This is a genomic window from Mycobacterium sp. NGS58, from assembly GCF_059812385.1.
This window is the reverse complement of the sequence record NZ_JCALCO010000001.1, coordinates 354,409-370,017: the sequence shown is the minus strand read 5'-3', so window position 1 is coordinate 370,017 and position 15,609 is coordinate 354,409. Positions and strand designations below refer to the sequence as shown.

At 65.8% G+C, this 15,609-nt stretch carries 16 protein-coding genes; 4 read left to right on the top strand and 12 right to left on the bottom strand.

The genetic code is table 11. The features are described from left to right. Positions 1–12: 12 nt before the first annotated feature. The 3 genes from AC5Y4H_RS01850 (at position 13) to AC5Y4H_RS01840 (ending at position 2,322) form a co-directional block, all read left to right on the top strand. Positions 13–177, top strand: coding sequence for a hypothetical protein (locus AC5Y4H_RS01850; protein WP_155765966.1), 165 nt, complete (start codon positions 13–15; stop codon positions 175–177). Continuing rightward, positions 178–1,659 (top strand): alpha,alpha-trehalose-phosphate synthase (UDP-forming), encoded by a 1,482-nt coding sequence (locus tag AC5Y4H_RS01845; protein ID WP_499978033.1) that lies wholly within the window; start codon positions 178–180, stop codon positions 1,657–1,659. A gap of 84 nt (positions 1,660–1,743) precedes the next feature. After that, the gene (locus tag AC5Y4H_RS01840) at positions 1,744–2,322 is read left to right on the top strand and encodes a hypothetical protein (protein WP_499978030.1); all 579 of its coding nucleotides are present in this window, start codon (positions 1,744–1,746) and stop codon (positions 2,320–2,322) included. Positions 2,323–2,332: 10 nt separating this feature from the next. Here AC5Y4H_RS01840 and AC5Y4H_RS01835 read toward each other — a convergent pair whose 3' ends face one another. The 12 genes from AC5Y4H_RS01835 to AC5Y4H_RS01780 form a co-directional block, all read right to left on the bottom strand. Beyond that, entirely contained in the window at positions 2,333–2,824 is a 492-nt protein-coding gene (locus AC5Y4H_RS01835) for a mammalian cell entry protein (RefSeq protein WP_499978028.1), read from the bottom strand. Further along, positions 2,824–3,531: an Rv1363c family protein gene (locus AC5Y4H_RS01830; protein WP_499978025.1), complete on the bottom strand. Its 708-nt coding sequence runs from the start codon at positions 3,529–3,531 to the stop codon at positions 2,824–2,826. The genes AC5Y4H_RS01835 and AC5Y4H_RS01830 overlap by 1 nt, the downstream gene beginning before the upstream one ends. After that, positions 3,531–5,258 carry a virulence factor Mce family protein gene (locus tag AC5Y4H_RS01825; RefSeq protein ID WP_499978024.1) on the bottom strand — a complete coding sequence of 576 codons (1,728 nt, stop codon included), beginning with the start codon at positions 5,256–5,258 and terminating at the stop codon, positions 3,531–3,533. Before AC5Y4H_RS01825 ends, AC5Y4H_RS01830 begins: the two co-directional genes overlap by 1 nt. A 14-nt stretch (positions 5,259–5,272) precedes the next feature. After that, a complete protein-coding gene (locus tag AC5Y4H_RS01820) occupies positions 5,273–6,427 on the bottom strand; it encodes an MCE family protein (protein ID WP_499978022.1) in 1,155 nt (384 codons plus the stop codon). After that, a complete protein-coding gene (locus tag AC5Y4H_RS01815) occupies positions 6,424–7,866 on the bottom strand; it encodes a virulence factor Mce family protein (protein ID WP_499978020.1) in 1,443 nt (480 codons plus the stop codon). Before AC5Y4H_RS01815 ends, AC5Y4H_RS01820 begins: the two co-directional genes overlap by 4 nt. Next, positions 7,863–8,930, bottom strand: a complete 1,068-nt coding sequence (locus tag AC5Y4H_RS01810) for a virulence factor Mce family protein (protein WP_499978018.1) — start codon at positions 8,928–8,930, stop codon at positions 7,863–7,865. Before AC5Y4H_RS01810 ends, AC5Y4H_RS01815 begins: the two co-directional genes overlap by 4 nt. Then, a complete protein-coding gene (locus AC5Y4H_RS01805; RefSeq protein WP_499978014.1) occupies positions 8,920–9,972 on the bottom strand; it encodes a virulence factor Mce family protein in 1,053 nt (350 codons plus the stop codon). The genes AC5Y4H_RS01810 and AC5Y4H_RS01805 overlap by 11 nt, the downstream gene beginning before the upstream one ends. Beyond that, entirely contained in the window at positions 9,972–11,174 is a 1,203-nt protein-coding gene (locus tag AC5Y4H_RS01800) for an MCE family protein (protein ID WP_499978013.1), read from the bottom strand. Before AC5Y4H_RS01800 ends, AC5Y4H_RS01805 begins: the two co-directional genes overlap by 1 nt. Before the next feature lie 20 nt (positions 11,175–11,194). After that, a complete protein-coding gene (locus tag AC5Y4H_RS01795; RefSeq protein ID WP_499978011.1) occupies positions 11,195–12,037 on the bottom strand; it encodes an MlaE family ABC transporter permease in 843 nt (280 codons plus the stop codon). A 19-nt stretch (positions 12,038–12,056) separates the two neighbouring features. Then, on the bottom strand, positions 12,057–12,821 hold the full coding sequence (locus tag AC5Y4H_RS01790; protein WP_499978009.1) for an MlaE family ABC transporter permease: 765 nt from the start codon (positions 12,819–12,821) through the stop codon (positions 12,057–12,059). 236 nt (positions 12,822–13,057) lie between these two features. Continuing rightward, on the bottom strand, positions 13,058–13,972 hold the full coding sequence (locus AC5Y4H_RS01785) for a 3-oxoacyl-ACP reductase (RefSeq protein ID WP_499978007.1): 915 nt from the start codon (positions 13,970–13,972) through the stop codon (positions 13,058–13,060). Positions 13,973–14,016: 44 nt separating this feature from the next. Beyond that, a complete protein-coding gene (locus AC5Y4H_RS01780) occupies positions 14,017–14,208 on the bottom strand; it encodes a ferredoxin (protein WP_007772497.1) in 192 nt (63 codons plus the stop codon). Between the two features lie 212 nt (positions 14,209–14,420). Here AC5Y4H_RS01780 and AC5Y4H_RS01775 point away from each other — a divergent pair, with 212 nt between their 5' ends. After that, positions 14,421–15,602: an acyl-CoA dehydrogenase gene (locus AC5Y4H_RS01775; protein WP_499978005.1), complete on the top strand. Its 1,182-nt coding sequence runs from the start codon at positions 14,421–14,423 to the stop codon at positions 15,600–15,602. Positions 15,603–15,609 lie beyond the last annotated feature (7 nt).

Here is a 15,609-nt window from a genome sequence, read left to right as displayed (position 1 = left end):
TACAGTTAAGTAATGCCTACAAAATCTGATCCTGGCGAAATCGGCGATGTCGAGCCGCTGGCCGACGACACTGCAAGCCAGGCCAGGCGGGTCGTCGCGGCGTATGCCAACGACGCCGACGAGTGCCGGGTGTTCCTGTCCATGTTGGGTATTGGACCGGCGAAACTCGACGCTTAAATGTCTCCTGGGGGAGGGCGAAGCTCGAAGGCAGCCGATTTCGGGAACTCCGACTTCGTCGTGGTCGCCAACCGCCTGCCGGTGGATCAGGAGCGGCTGCCCGACGGCAGCACCTCGTGGAAACGCAGCCCCGGGGGACTCGTCACGGCCCTCGAGCCGCTGCTGCGTCGCCAGCGTGGGGCGTGGGTCGGTTGGGCCGGAATCGTCGACGAGAACACCGACCAGGACGCCGAGCCCATCGTCCAGGAAGACCTGGAGCTTCGGCCGGTCCGGCTGAGCGCCGACGACGTCGCCGAATACTACGAGGGTTTCTCGAACGCCACGTTGTGGCCGCTGTATCACGACGTCATCGTCAAACCGATCTACCACCGCGAATGGTGGGAACGGTACGTCGCCGTCAACCGCCGCTTCGCCGAAGCCACCTCGCGCGCCGCCGCGAAAGGCGCGACGGTCTGGGTGCAGGACTACCAGCTGCAGCTGGTCCCGAAGATGCTGCGCGAACTGCGGCCCGACCTGACCATCGGCTTCTTCCTGCACATCCCCTTCCCGCCGGTCGAGCTGTTCATGCAGATGCCATGGCGGACGGAGATCGTCGAAGGGCTGCTCGGTGCCGACCTGGTCGGGTTCCATCTGGCCGGCGGTGCGCAGAACTTCCTGTTCCTGGCCCGACGGCTGCTCGGCGCCAACACCTCACGCGGCGCGGTGGGAGTGCGGTCGCGGTACGGCGAGGTGGAGCTCGAGTCCCGGGTGATACGGGTGGGCGCCTTTCCCATCTCCATCGACTCCGGCTCGCTGGACCAGGCGGCCCGTCACCGCGACATCAAGCGGCGCGCCCGCGAGATCCGGGCCGAGCTGGGCAACCCCCGCAAGGTGCTGCTCGGCGTCGACCGGCTCGACTACACCAAGGGCATCGACGTTCGGCTGAAAGCCTTTTCGGAGCTGCTCGCCGAGGGCCGCGCCAAGCGCAACGACACGGTGCTGGTCCAGCTGGCGACGCCCAGCCGCGAACGCGTGGACAGTTATCAGCAGCTGCGCAACGACATCGAGCGCCAGGTCGGCCACATCAACGGTGAGTACGGCGAAGTCGGCCATCCGGTGGTGCATTACCTGCACCGTCCGGTCCCCCGCGACGAACTCATCGCGTTTTTCGTTGCCGCCGACGTCATGCTCGTCACCCCGCTGCGCGACGGGATGAACCTGGTGGCCAAGGAGTATGTGGCCTGCCGCAGCGATCTCGGGGGTGCCCTCGTCCTGTCCGAATTCACCGGTGCCGCCGCCGAACTCCGGCAGGCGTATCTGGTCAACCCACACGACCTCGAAGGCGTCAAAGACACTATCGAGGCCGCGCTGAATCAATCCGCCGAGGAGGGGCGACGCCGGATGCGGTCATTGCGCCGCCAGGTCCTCGCTCACGACGTCGACCGGTGGGCCAGGTCGTTCCTCGATGCGCTCGCCGAATCCCGGCCCGGTGACCCCGATTAGCGCGCACGCGCAAGAACCCATGGTGCTGGCGCCCAAACGCTGTGATACTCAGACGCAGCGCACGAACGTGCAGGAGGGTATCGCATGAAGCTCCGTCACGGGATGGCCGCGGGTGCCGGGATCTGCACGGCCGTCGCGGTGGGAATCGCACTGCAATCCGGTGAACCGGCCAAGGCGATCGGGCCACCGGCGGACGGCACGTACAACTTCAATGAGGCGGGCGTGTCCGGGGTTACCTGGACCATCTCGGCGCTCTGTGATCAGCCGTCGGGCACCCGGAACATGAACGACTACAACGACCCGATCGTGTTCGCGATGAACTGCGCGCTGAACATCGTGAGTTCGACGCCCGAGCAGATCAGCGCCGCGGACAAGCGGCAGAACTTCAGCGGCCGGGCCAGGATGTCCAGCATGCTATGGACTTTCAAGGTCGACAAAGCCGACGGTGTGGCATGCCCGGGCGGCGGCAGCGGACCCACCACCGAAACCTTCGCGTTCAGCGACGAGACGATGAGCGGCACCCACACCACGCTGCATGGCGCCGTCTGCGGGTTGCAGCCGGGCATGAAGAAGGAACCGTTCTCGCTGGCGATGACCGGCCCGCCACCGAGCCCGATCAATCGTTACCCGTTGTACTGCAACGGCATTGCGATGTGCTACTGATGCCGTCAGCCTAGATCGGCGTGATGTAGGCGATCAGCCACTGCTTGCCGACCTTCTTGAAGTCCACTCGTAACCGGCTGCCGTCGTACAGCGGCTGGCGTGACTTGTCCGTCACGGTGCGGTTCATGAACACCATCACCGAAGCCGATTCCCGTTTGGCCGACATCACCCCTACGCCAACGACATTGGCCTGGACGACCACTTCGCGCTTCTTGGCCTCGGGAATGATCTGGTTGTTGGCGCTCTTCTGGAACTCCGCGCGATAGTCGGGGGTCAACAGCGGATACGCCGCCGACAGGCTCCGCTCGACGGTTTGGTAGTCGTACGCGAAGACCTCGGGGATCTCCTTAGCCGCCAACCCGGGCAACACCGCGCGTGCCGCCTGTTCGCCGCGAGTCTGCACCCGGTCCCAGTACATGGCGCCGGCTACCGCGGACAACCCGACGAACGCCACGGCCGACAGGTAACCCGCGATGACCAGCAGCCGTCGCCGCCATCGCATCAATTACCCCCGTCTGGATACTTCAGGTCGTAGCCGGTCATCTTCCCGGCGTCGTCTTCGTGCACGATGACGCGCAGCCGATACGGCATCGACGGCTTGTTGACCCCGTCGATGTCGGCGACGGTGACGCGCACCGACACCAGCACCGAAGCGTTATCTGTAACGGCGTCAACGCCTTCCAATGCCGCACCGTTGATGACGGCCTCCGACGTCGCATTGGTGGAGCGGAACAGCCCCTTGAGGTTCTCGACATTGTTGTTGGCGCCGAGCATGCCGCGCAGCGGCCCGCTGGTGCCGTTGACGAAGCGGTTGACGCTCTCGTCGATGTTGTCCTGCTTGTAGCTGAACATGTTGACCACGGTCTGGGTGGCGGTGTCGACGAAACGCTGATCGCGCGCCTGCGCCGAGGTCGCGTGGCGCTGCTGGACGAGCAGCGCCGCCACACAACCGGCCAGCGCCCCGACCGCCACCAGTGCCGCGGCGAAGGAAATCCACGCGACTAGGGCGCGGTGCGGCTGGCGTCGCGGCGGCGGCTTGATCGACTTGAAGGTTCTGACCGGTTTCGCCGACGGCTTGGGCGCGGCCGGCGCGTCGGTCCGGACCGTGACGGCCTCGGCCGGCTCGCCCTTGGCCGGGCCCGCCGCGCGCGACGCGCGTCGACGAACCCGCGGCGTGGTCTTTGGTTCGTCTGCCACGGCAGGGTCCATTACATAGGCCTTGGATCAAGCATGAGGTCCACCCAGTTCTCGGCGCCGGAGGTACCGGTGGCGCCGGCCGCGAAGATACCAGTGCCGCCGGCCGGATCGACAAACGCGCCGGTCTTCTGGTCGTAGGTCGCATAGGCCGGAGGCGCGCTCGCCTGTGGCTGGCCGCCGGGCGGCGGACCCCACGGTTTCTCCGGCCCCGGGCCCGCCGGCGGCGGGTTGATGCCCTCCGGCGGTGCCGGCGGGGGCAGCCACTTCGGGTACGGGAGCTGTGGCGGCACCGGGGGGACCCCGGGCGGCTGCCACGACGTGAACGGCGGTGGCGGCCCGTTGTTGTTGGGCGGCGGCGGGTCGAAGGCCGGCTGCTTGTTGGGCAGCGGCCCCGGCCCGGGCGTCACGCCTGGGGGCGGCGGCCCGACGATGGGGGTGCCCGGGTCGGGCTCGGCGCCCGGCGGGATATACGGGAAGTGGTTGGGCGGCAATACGTTCAGCCCGTTGGTCACCGGGGTGTCGTACGGCACCGGCGGGCCGCGCCACGGGTTGCGGCCGATCGGCACGTAGCCCTTCGGGTCGCGACACAGCTGGATCGTCGGGGCGCGCTTTCCGGGGAACTCCTGGCACGGGTAATTGCGCGCACCGCGGACGGTGCTCGGATCGTTTTGCGCCGTCTTGCAGTACATGTCCTTCGGCAGCTCGCGCACCGTCTCGTCGGCCGGAGTGCGCATCAACGGCGGCGGCAGGAACCCGACGGCGCATGGCGGCGGATCGTTGAGGTCGAGCTTGAAGTCCAGCTTGGCACCCTCATCCTGCGGCCCACCGCCCGCGGCGGTGGTAATGGCGGCGAACAGCGCCGGTAAGACGACCAGCAGCTGCTCGATCGACTTGTGGTAGATCACGCCGACCCGGCCGAGGTTGGCCAGGCTGGCGGCCAGTGCCGGGAAGGAGGGACGAATGCCGGAGAACGCGGTGCTGGCCTCGTCGGTGGCGCCCGGAGCGGTCGCCAGGGTGTCGCGAAGCTGGGGGTCCGCTTGACGCACCTCCGACGTGAACCGCGCCAGCCCGTCGCTCAGCGACTTGATGTCACCGCCGGCGCGAATCTGAGCCTGCAGGAACGGGCCGGCCTGATCGATCAACTGCGAAACCTGCGGATAGTTGGCGTTCGCCTCGTCCACCAGCAGCCGGGCGGACTCGAAGAGCCGAGCCAGCTCCGGACCTGAGCCGTTGGCCGCGATGAACGTCTCGTGCAGCAGCTCACGCAGCCGGGTGTCGCCCAGGCTGTTGACCAACGACTCCGAACGCTTCAACAGGTCGGCGACGTCCCGGCCGATCCGGGTGTTCTGTCGGTCGATGCGAGATCCATTGTGCAGCTTGCTGGTTGCCGGCGAGCTCGGAGGCACCAGGTCGATGTACTGCTCGCCGACCGCCGACACACTCTTGACCGTCGCGGTGACGTTCGATGGGATGGCGGTGCCACTGTTCAGCCGCATGCCGGCGATGACGCCGTTGGGGCTCAGACCCACCGACTCGACGCGGCCGACGGCCACGCCGCGGTAGGTGACGTTGGCATTCTTGTACAGGCCGCCGCCGGCGACGAAATCCGCGCTCACACCGTAGGTTCCGATGCCGAACGTCGCGGGCAGCCGCAGATAGAAGATCGCCATCACGGTCAGGGTGATGACAGTGATCACCGCGAAGATCGCCAGCTGGATCTTGGTCAGTCTGTCGTGCATCTGCTCCCCCGCCCCTACTGTCCCGAAGCCGTGCCGGGCGGAATCTTGAACGGATCCGCGGCCTGTCCGGACAGGTTGGCCATCTCGCCGGTCAGGAAGTCCGGCGGGTTGAGGATCTCGTTCATGTGGGCCATGTTCGGGTCGAAATAGGCCGTCGTGAAGAAGGTTTCACCAAGGCGGCGCAGGGTCAGGTCGAAGGTGGTGAACACGTTGAGGTAGTCGCCACGCACGGCCTGCTTGATGCCGAAGTTGGGGAATGGGAACGTCAACAAAATCTGCAGGGAGGTGACGAAGTTCTTGCGGTTGTCGTTCAGCGCCTTGGCGGCCGAGTAGAGATCTTTCATGTCGGCGGCGAAGTCCACCTTGGTTTTTGCCAGGATGTTGGAGGTGACGTTCGCCAGTTTGTGCAGGGCGCTGAAGGCCTCGACGATATGGTCGCGGTTCTTGTTGAGCACGCGAATCGCCTCGGGCAGCGTGTCCAGCGCCCTGCCCAGGTTGTCCTTGTCGTGCGCCAGGGTCGCCGAGAATCGGTTCAATCCGTCGACGGCGTCGATGATGTCGTTGACCTGGCGGTTCAGACCCGAAGTCAGCTCCGCGAGCCGGGGAACCAGGTCGACGAACTGGTCCTGCCGCCCGGCGACGGCACGATAGGTCTCATCGGTGATCTCTTCCAGGGCACCGACATTGCCCTTGTTCACCACCACGCCGAGCGCCGAAAGCACTTCTTCGGTGGTGGGATAGCGTCCGGTGTTTGCCTCCGCGATCTTCGATCCGTCCTTGAGCTTGGCGACGGCCGGCTTGCCCTTCGGGCGAGCCAGGTCGATGTGCATCGAACCGAGCAGCGACGTCTGCGCGACCGTCGCGGTCGAGTTGGCGGGCAGCACGACATTTTTGTCAAGCGCCAGTTTCACTGCCGCATAGAACGATCCGTCGGCCCGCTGTTCGGCCGAAATGCCCGCGACACTGCCGACGGTGACGTCGTCCACCATGACCGGCGAGTTCTGCGGCAGGGTCGCGACGTCGGGCAGTTCGACGGTAATCGAGTAGGCGCCGCTGCCGTGGCCTGCGGTGCCGGGCATCGCCAGTGAGTTCAGTCCGTTGAATTGGCAGCCGGCCAGCAGCATGGCACCAGTCGCCAATACGCTGGCGCGCAACCATATTCGGCTCATCCGCCACCGCCCAAGCCGGCCGCGGGCCCGTTCGGCACCTGGCCCGGGGGCGGGCCCGGCAGCGGACCGAATGCGCTTCCGGGAGGGGGCCCGGGCGCCGCAGCGGGGCCGGCCGGCGCCGGCTGGCCCGGCGCTGGGCCGGCCTGCGGGGCCGTCGGGACCAGCAGTGCCTGCAGATCCGCCGGGTTCTGCGGGGCCGGCTGCGTCTGAGCGCCCTTGGCCGGGACCCAGGTCAGCTGCGGTACCGGTGTCGCCGACTTGGCCTGCGTCTCCGGGGTGTCGTAGATGATCTGCCCCTTGTACGCCGTAATCGTGTTGAGCGGGTGGAACATCAGCGGCGGGTAGTTCACGGTGAGCCGGCGCAGTACCGGCCCCAGCCGCTCCCGGCAGAGTTCGGCGCGCTTGAAGTAGTCGGGCGCCCGGGGTCCCCCGGCGGTCTCGAAGGATCCACCGCAGATGAACTGCACGGGGTTGGCGAACTCCGGTATCGACAACAGACCGTTGAGCGTCCCTTGTGCGGGGTCATAGATGTTGTAGAAGTTGGCGATACCCGGACCCGCCACGTGCAGCACCTGCTCGATGTTGTCGCTCTGGTCGCTCAACGTCTTCGCGAAATCGTTGAGGTTGTTGACCGTATCGATGATCGTCGAGTTGTTTTCGTGCAGGAAACCCCGGATGTCCGACAGCGCTACGTTGAGCGTGCCGAGTGTGGTGTCGAGGTGGCGCGAGCTGTCGGCGAGCACCTGTGACACCGAGGCGACGTTCCCGGCGAACTGGACGATCTGTTCGTTGCTGGACGACAACGCGTTCACGAGCACCTGCAGATTCTTCACGGTGCCGAAGATGTCGCCGCGCGAATCCCCCAGCCGTCCAGCGGCTTGCGACAGCTCACGCAAGGCGTTGTGGAAGGACTCGCCCTTACCGTCGAAGGTGTCCGCGGCCTGGTTGATCGCCGCGCCCAGAGGTCCCTGCATCGATCCGGCCGTCGGGCCCAATTGCACGGCCAGCTGGGTCAGCGATTCCTTGACCTCGTCCCACTCCACCGGGACCGCGGTGCGGTCCGGGCCGATGCTCGCGCCGTCGGCCAACGCTGGGCCGCCGGTGTACGCCGGTGTCAGCTGAATGAAGCGGGCCGCCACCAGGTTTGGCGAGATGATGACCGCCTTGGCGTCCTTCGGGATCTTCACGTCCTTGCTCACCGACATGGTGATCTTGACGTCGGACGGTCGGGGTTCGATCGTGTCGATGGTGCCGACCGGGACGCCGAGGACGCGCACCTGGTCACCGGGATACAAGCCGACCGCAGAGGCGAAGTAGCCGACGATCTTGCGGTTCTTCGATTGCGACGTAAGCACATACACGCCCCCCACCAGCACCGCGACGAGCGCGATGATGGTGGCGTAGCGCAGCCCCCTGCTGCCGAGGATCCGCTGCGTCACGGTGACTTCGGCCTGATGATCCAGCGTTCCTGAATCAAGCCGCGCAGGTAATCGGCGAGGCTGGCAGGCATCTTGCCGGGCTGATAGAAGAAGTCGAACATGGTGGCGAGCAGCGGCGCCGGGATCACGCCGTAGACGTTGACGTTGAATCCGGGTCCCGAGCCGACTACCTCGCCCAGCTCGGTGGCGTAGGTGGGCAGCCGCTTGAGGGCCTCGGTGATGTAGTCGCGGCGCTCGTTGAGGTTGGACAGGACGTCGTTGAGCTTGTTCAGCGCCGGACCGAATTCCTTGCGGTTATCGGCGACGAAGCCGGAGATCTGCGTCGAAAGGCCCTGGATCCCGGAGATCAGCTGGTCCAGAGCGCCCCGTCGTTCGTCGAGGGCGGCGAACAACTCGTTGCCGTCGTCGACCAGTTTGTTGACCTGGCCGGCTCGTTGAGACAACACGCCGGTGACCGACTTCGCATGCGCCAGTAGGCTTTGCAGCGCCTCGTCGCGGCGGTCGAGGGTGCGCGACAGCGAGGTCACGCCGTCCAGCGCACCGCGCAGCTGCGGGTTGGCGTCGTGCAGCGTGTCGGTCAGCACGTTCAACGCCTTCTCGAACTGTGGCTTGTCCAGGTTGTTGGCGTTCTGTCCCAGATCCTCGAGCGCGCCGGCGAGCGTGTACGGCGTCGTCGTGCGGCTGAGCGGGATGGTCGTCGCCTTACCGCCACCGGCCGGGGTGACCGAGATGGAGCGCTCACCGAGGATGGTGTCGGTGCGGATCGCGGCCAGCGACTGGTCGCCGACGGCGACGTGACGATCGACGCTGAAGCTGATCTTGGCGCTGTCGCCGGCCAGGCCCACCTCGGTGACCTTGCCGACCTTGAAGCCCGAAACGTAAACGGCGTTACCGGGGTTGATGCCGCCGGCGTCGGTGAAGTAGGCGTCGTAGATCTTGCCCTGCGGCCAGAACGGTAATCCGGCGTAGCCGAACGCGATGAGCACGACGCACACCACCAGCACCACGCCGAAGATGCCGGTGCGCAGGGGATCGCGCTCGCCACGCCTTGCGTCACTTGACAAAAGCGCACCTCCCCTTGCTGGGATCCACCTGGCCACCGAGCGGCAGCAGGATGTCGCTACCGGCCGGGCCGTTGATCTTGATCGTCACGGAGCAGAAGTAGATGTTGAAGAACGACCCGTACGCGCCGAGCGCGGCCAGCCGCAGATAATCCTCGCCCAGCTGCTCGATGTCGTTGTTCACCTCGGCCTTGCGGTTGTCCAGCTCGGTGGCCAGCGGGCGGGTGTTCTCGAGGATGCCCTGCAGTGGACGGCGCGAATTCTTCAGCAGTTCCGTCAGATCCGTCGTGGTCGACGCCAGCGGCGGAATGGCACCGGCGATGTCGTCCTTGTGCTGGGCCAGCCCGGTGATGAGTTGTTGCAGTTGGTCGACGCTGGCCGAGAATTGCGCGCTGCGTTGGTCCACCGTGGTCAGCACCGTGTTGAGGTTGTTGATCACGTCGCCGATGAGCTGGTCGCGCTGGCCCAGCGCCGAGGAGAACGCGCTCGTGTCGGCCAGCACGTTCGACAGCGCCCCGCCCTGGCCCTGCAGCAACTGAATGACCGCGCCGCTGATGGTGTTTACCTTGTCGGCATCAAGACCTTTGAGCACCGGTCGCAGTCCGCCGAGCAGCGCGTCGAGATCCAGCGCGGGCTGGGTGTGTTGGCTGTTGATCGTCCCGCCGGCCGGCAACTTTCGCAGCTCACCGGGGCCCGACGCGATCTCCAGGAACCGGTCGCCGACCAGGTTTTCGTAGCGGATCACCGCGCGCGTGGACGAATAGAGCGTGTAGCGCTTGTCGACCCCGAACTTCACGTCGATGGTGTTGTCGGGGTTGAGCTTGATGCCCGACACCGCGCCGACCGGGACCCCGGCGATGCGCACCTTCTGGCCGGACTTCAACCGTGACACGTTGGTAAAGGTTGCGTGGTAAGTACTTTCGGGTCCGAAGCGGAAGTCACCGAAGACCACGACCAGGCCCGCGGACACCAGCAACATCGCCACCGCGAAGATGCTGACCTTGATCATCATCTCGCGGTGCGACGGCATTCCCGAGGCGGCCATCAGAAGTCGTCCCGTTCCGCGAAGGCGCCGTGGAACAAGAACTGCAGCGTGGACGGCGCGTCGAACTGCAACTCGGTGAACGGCTCGTACGGGATGTTCGCGTTGTCGGTCACCAGGAACGGGGAACGGAAGAACGATCCGCCGGTCTGCTTGGTCGGGATGTCGGGCAACCCGCGGCAGTTCGGGCCGCCGGAGGCGTTCACGATCGGCAGCGACTCCGGATAGGTGTACGACGGGGCGCCCAGCACGAAACTCGACGACGTGAAGAGGCCGGCCTTGCGGACACCGAGCAAGGGGGCGAATTCCTTAATGCCGCGTTCGACGCCGGCGAACAGGCAGCCGAATTCCGGTGAGTAGTCGGCGGCCACCTTGAGCGGGGCGCGCAGCCGGTTGATGGTGGCGATGAAGTCCTCTTCCGCCGGCGCCAGGGTTTCGTAGGCGTTGTTCGACAGCCCGATGGTGGCCAACAGCGTGCTGTCGAGGTTCTTTTGCTGGTCCACGACCGTTTTGTTGATCGTCGGCAGGTTGTCGATAACGGTGGTGAGGTCCGGCGCGGCGTCGGCGTACACGTTGGCCACCACCGCGGTCTTGCGGAAGTCCTCCTGCAGCGCGGGCAGCTTCGGGTTTGCCTGGCGCGTCAGCGTGTTCAAGCCCGACAGGATGCCGCCCAGGTCGTCGCCGTGGCCGCGCAGGCCTTCCGCGAACGCGCTCAACGTGCCGTTGAGTTCAACGGGGTCCACCTTGTGCAGCAGGTCCATCAACGACTGGAACAAGGTGTTGACTTCCAGCTGCACCGAAGAGGCCGCCACGTGCGCGTCCGGGCGCAGCGATGTCGGCGAAGGCGCCTGCGGCGGAATGAATTCCACCGCCTTGGCACCGAAGATGGTGTTACCGGCGAGGCGCACCGTCGCGTTGGACGGGATGAAATGCAGGTCGTCGCTGTTGATGCCGAGCGTCAGCCGCGCCTGGTCACCGGAATAGTCGATCGTCTCGACTTTGCCGATCTGAATGCCCCGGTACTTGACCTTGGCGCCCTTCTCCATCACCAGCCCGGCCCGGGGCGCCGACACCGTGACCGTGTCGATCGACGCGAACGCCGCTGTGTAGGAAAGGTAAGTCACCACAGCGAAAGCCACCAGCAGGCCGGCCAGCACTGCTGCTGCCAGCCGGACGGTTGTGCGTCGCGCGTCTGTCTCTGCCATGTCCCTGTTAAGCGGTCCTGTTATCCGGAGAGGTTGAAGTTACCGGACGCCCCGTACACAGCGAGCGAGATGAACAAAGTGATGACGACCACGACGATCAGCGATGTCCGCACGGCCTGGCCGACCGCAATCCCGACACCGACCGGACCGCCGTGGGCGTTGTAGCCGTAATAGGTATGGACGAGCATGACCGCGATGGACATCACGATGGCCTGCAGGAAAGACCACAACAGGTCGGACGGGATCAGGAACGTATTGAAGTAGTGGTCGTAGAGGCCTTTTGACTGCCCGTTGATGTACACCGTGGTGAAGCGGGCGGCGAAGAACGCGGCCAGCACCGACAGCGAGTACAGCGGGATGATCGCGATGAGGCCGGCGATCAGGCGGGTCGAGACCAGGTAGGACACCGAGTGCACCGCCATGCATTCGACGGCGTCGATCTCCTCGGACACCCGCATGGCACCCAATTGGGCGGTGGCACCGGCGCCGATGGTGGCCGCCAGCGCGATGCCGGCGATCACCGGCGCGACGACCCGGACGTTCAGGAACGCCGACAGGAATCCCGTCAGCGCCTCGATGCCGATGTTACCCAGGGACGAATACCCTTGCACGGCAATGACACCGCCGGAGGCCAGGGTCAAGAAGGCGGCCACACCGACCGTGCCGCCGATCATGACGAGGGCTCCCGCGCCCATCGTCATCTCGGCGATCAGCCGGACGGTCTCCTTGCGGTAGCGGGTGAGCGCATTGGGGACATACCGCATGGTCTGGCCGTAGAACAACGCTTGCTCGCCGAAGTCGTCGACCGGGTCTTGCAGCCGGGACGCGATATTGCGCAGCCGATAGGTGAAGTCATAACTCATTGCGCGCCTACCCGTCCCATCACTTCGCCGAGATTCGCACGCCGATGGCGGTCATCACCACATTGATCACGAACAGACATATGAAGGCGTAGACCACGGTTTCGTTGACCGCATTACCGACGCCCTTGGGCCCACCCTTGACGGTCAAACCGCGGTAGCAGCCCACCATGCCGGCCATGACGCCGAACAGCAGCGCCTTGGCCTCGGCCAGCACCAGCTCGCGCAGTCCGGTGAGCACGGTCAATCCGTTGATGAACGCGCCGGGGTTGACGCCCTGCAGAAAGACGGAGAAGACGTAGCCGCCGGAAAGACCGATGGCGCACACCAATCCGTTGAGCAGCAGGGCCACCACCGTGGAGGCCAGCACGCGGGGCACGACCAGCCGCTGGATCGGGTCGATGCCGAGCACCCGCATCGCGTCGATCTCTTCGCGGATGGTGCGGGCACCGAGGTCGGCACAGATCGCGGTGGCGCCGGCACCGGCCACGACGAGCACCGTCACCACGGGACCCAGCTGGGTGATGGTGCCGAATGCCGTTCCGGCGCCGGAAAGGTCGGCGGCGCCGATCTCGCGCAGCAGGATGTTGAGGGTGAAGGCCACCAGGACGGTGAACGGGATGGACACCAGCAGCGTGGGGACCAGCGACACGCGCGCGATCATCCAGGTCTGGTCGAGGAACTCGCCGAATTGAAACGGCCGGCGGAAAGCCGCTCGGCCGGTATCCAACATCATTTCGAAAAATCCGCCGACGGCGCGGGCGGGAACCGCAAGTTGTTCCCTCAACGCGGTCCCCCCCTCGGTTTGGTCTCGGCGAAGTCTATGTCTGGCCTTTGCGTCGTCTACGGTCCCACTGGGCTCGGTGTGAGCCGGATCATATTAACCCAGAACAAGTTCACCATGTCAATGAACGGCACTTCCGTATCTGAACCGTTAATTTGCCAGGTCAGAAGCACTTGGCGGGTGTCAAACTGACACACGTTCTACCTGGCGATTTCACCCGATCGGCCAGGTTTCCGGCGCTATTGCTCCATCAGCGCGCCAGCGGAGAAATTGTGCTCAGGATCACGGCCAGCAAAGTAATCGTGCAGTGTTGAACTCAGCTGCGCAGGGTCCCAGGCGGCGCCGTCGGCAATGAATTTGCGCTCCGCAGTAGGCGCAGCGACCAGTGTCACCTGTGGACCGTAGACGATGAACACCTGACCGTTCACCTCGGCGGCCGCCGGGGACGACAGGAACTTCACCAGATTGACCACGTGCTCGGGCGACAAGGGGTCGACACCGCCGGCTTCCACCTCGGGTGCGTCACCGAAAACGTCGGCCGTCATCGCGGTGCGCGCGCGGGGGCAGATGGCGTTGGCACATACGCCGTAGCGGCCCAGCGCCCGTGCGGCCGTAAGGGTCAGCGAAATGATGCCCGCCTTGGCCGCACCGTAATTGGCCTGCCCGACCGGGCCGACCAGTCCGGCCTCCGAGGCGGTGTTGACGATGCGCCCGAAAACCTGGCCGCCGGCGTCCTTGGCCTTGGAACGCCAGTAGGTCGCAGCGTTACGGGTCAGCAGGAAGTGGCCGCGCAGGTGCACGGCTATCACGAGGTCCCACTCCTCGTCGGACATGTTGAACAGCATCCGGTCACGCGTGATCCCGGCGTTGTTGATCACGATGCCGAGGCCACCCAGCGAGTCGGCCTGAGCAACCAATTCGTCGGCCGTGGCGCGTTCGCTGATGTCACCGGCCACGGCGACGGCCTTCGAACCGGCGGAATTGATTTCGTCGATGACGTCGGAGGCCTCCAACGCCGCGGCGATGTCGTTGACGACGACGGTTGCGCCCTGCCGCGCCAGGCCGAGCGCCTCGGCGCGTCCCAGGCCCGCGGCCGCACCGGTCACCACCGCGACCTTTCCGGAGAGATCGGTCGCGTTCGTGCTGCTAGTCAATTTATGAATACCTCTAGTTTCGGGTTACGCACTCTGGGCTCGGATTAGTCGCCGCGCTGGAGCGCCGCGCGCGGGCACTCGGCGATCGCCTGCTCGGCCAGTTGCTCCTGATCGGCGGGAATCGGATCGAGCTTCACCACCGCATAGTCCTCGTCGTCAAGGTCGAAGATATCTGGGGCAATTCCCAAGCACACTGCGTTACCTTCGCACCGGTCACGGTCCACGATCACCCGCACAGCACCCTCCTTGAACCTGGCCTTCGCCACGAAACTCGCCTCATCAGTATGTAGGTCCACCATAGGACCCTGGCACCTCTGGGGAAACGGTCGCTGGATTCCCAGACTAGAACGTGTTACAACCGGGGAGGCGAACGGGTAGCCGTTGGTCGAGCTGCAGCCTGTGACGAGGCTTGTTACTCCGAACGTCGTGAACTTCAAGGACGGCCGAAATGCGTATCAGTTACACCCCGGAGCAAGAGGAGCTGCGTCGCGAGCTGCGGTCGTACTTCACCGACCTGATGACCCCCGAGCGCCGGGAGGCGCTGACCTCCTCGGGCGGCGGCGAGGTCGGGACCGGCACCGCCTACCGCGACACCGTCGCGCAGATGGGTAAGGACGGGTGGCTCACCCTGAACTGGCCCAAGGAGTACGGCGGCCAGGACCGCTCCCCGATGGACTCGCTGATCTTCACCGACGAGGCGGCCATCGCCGGCGTGCCGGTGCCGTTCCTGACCATCAACAGCGTGGCGCCGACCATCATGGCGTTCGGCACCGAGGAGCAGAAGAAGTTCTTCCTGCCCAAGATCGCGGCCGGCGAACTGCACTTCTCCATCGGCTACTCGGAGCCCGGTGCCGGAACCGACCTGGCCAATCTGCGCACCACCGCGGTGCGCGACGGCGACGACTACGTGATCAACGGCCAGAAGATGTGGACCAGCCTGATCGCTTATGCCGACTGGGTGTGGCTGGCGGTGCGCACCAACCCCGACGCCAAGAAGCACCGCGGCATCTCGATGCTGACGGTGCCGACGACAGCCGACGGCTTCTCCTGGACCCCGGTGCACACCATGGCCGGTGTGGACACCAGCGCGACCTACTACTCCGACGTGCGCGTCCCGGTGAGCAACCTGGTCGGCGAGGAGAACGGCGGCTGGAAACTGGTGACCAACCAGCTGAACCACGAGCGGGTCGCGCTCGTCTCGCCGCAACCGATCTTCCTGGCCCTGCGCGAGGTCCGCGAGTGGGCGCAGAACACCAAGGACGCCGGCGGCGCCCGCCTGATCGACTCGGAGTGGGTGCAGATCAACCTGGCCCGCGTGCATGCCAAAGCCGAGGTGCTCAAGCTGATCAACTGGGAGCTGGCGTCGTCGGCGAGCGAAGCCCTGTCGCCCGCCGACGCTTCGGCGGCCAAGGTGTACGGCACCGAGCTGGCCACCGAGGCCTACCGGCTGCTGATGGAGGTGCTCGGTACCGCCGCGACCGTGCGCCAGAATTCGCCCGGCTCGAAGCTGTCAGGCCGGGTCGAGCGGATGCACCGGGCCTGCCTGATCCTGACCTTCGGCGGCGGCACCAACGAAGTGCAGCGCGACATCATCGGCATGGTCGCCCTCGGTCTGCCCCGCAACCGCTGAGCCGCTA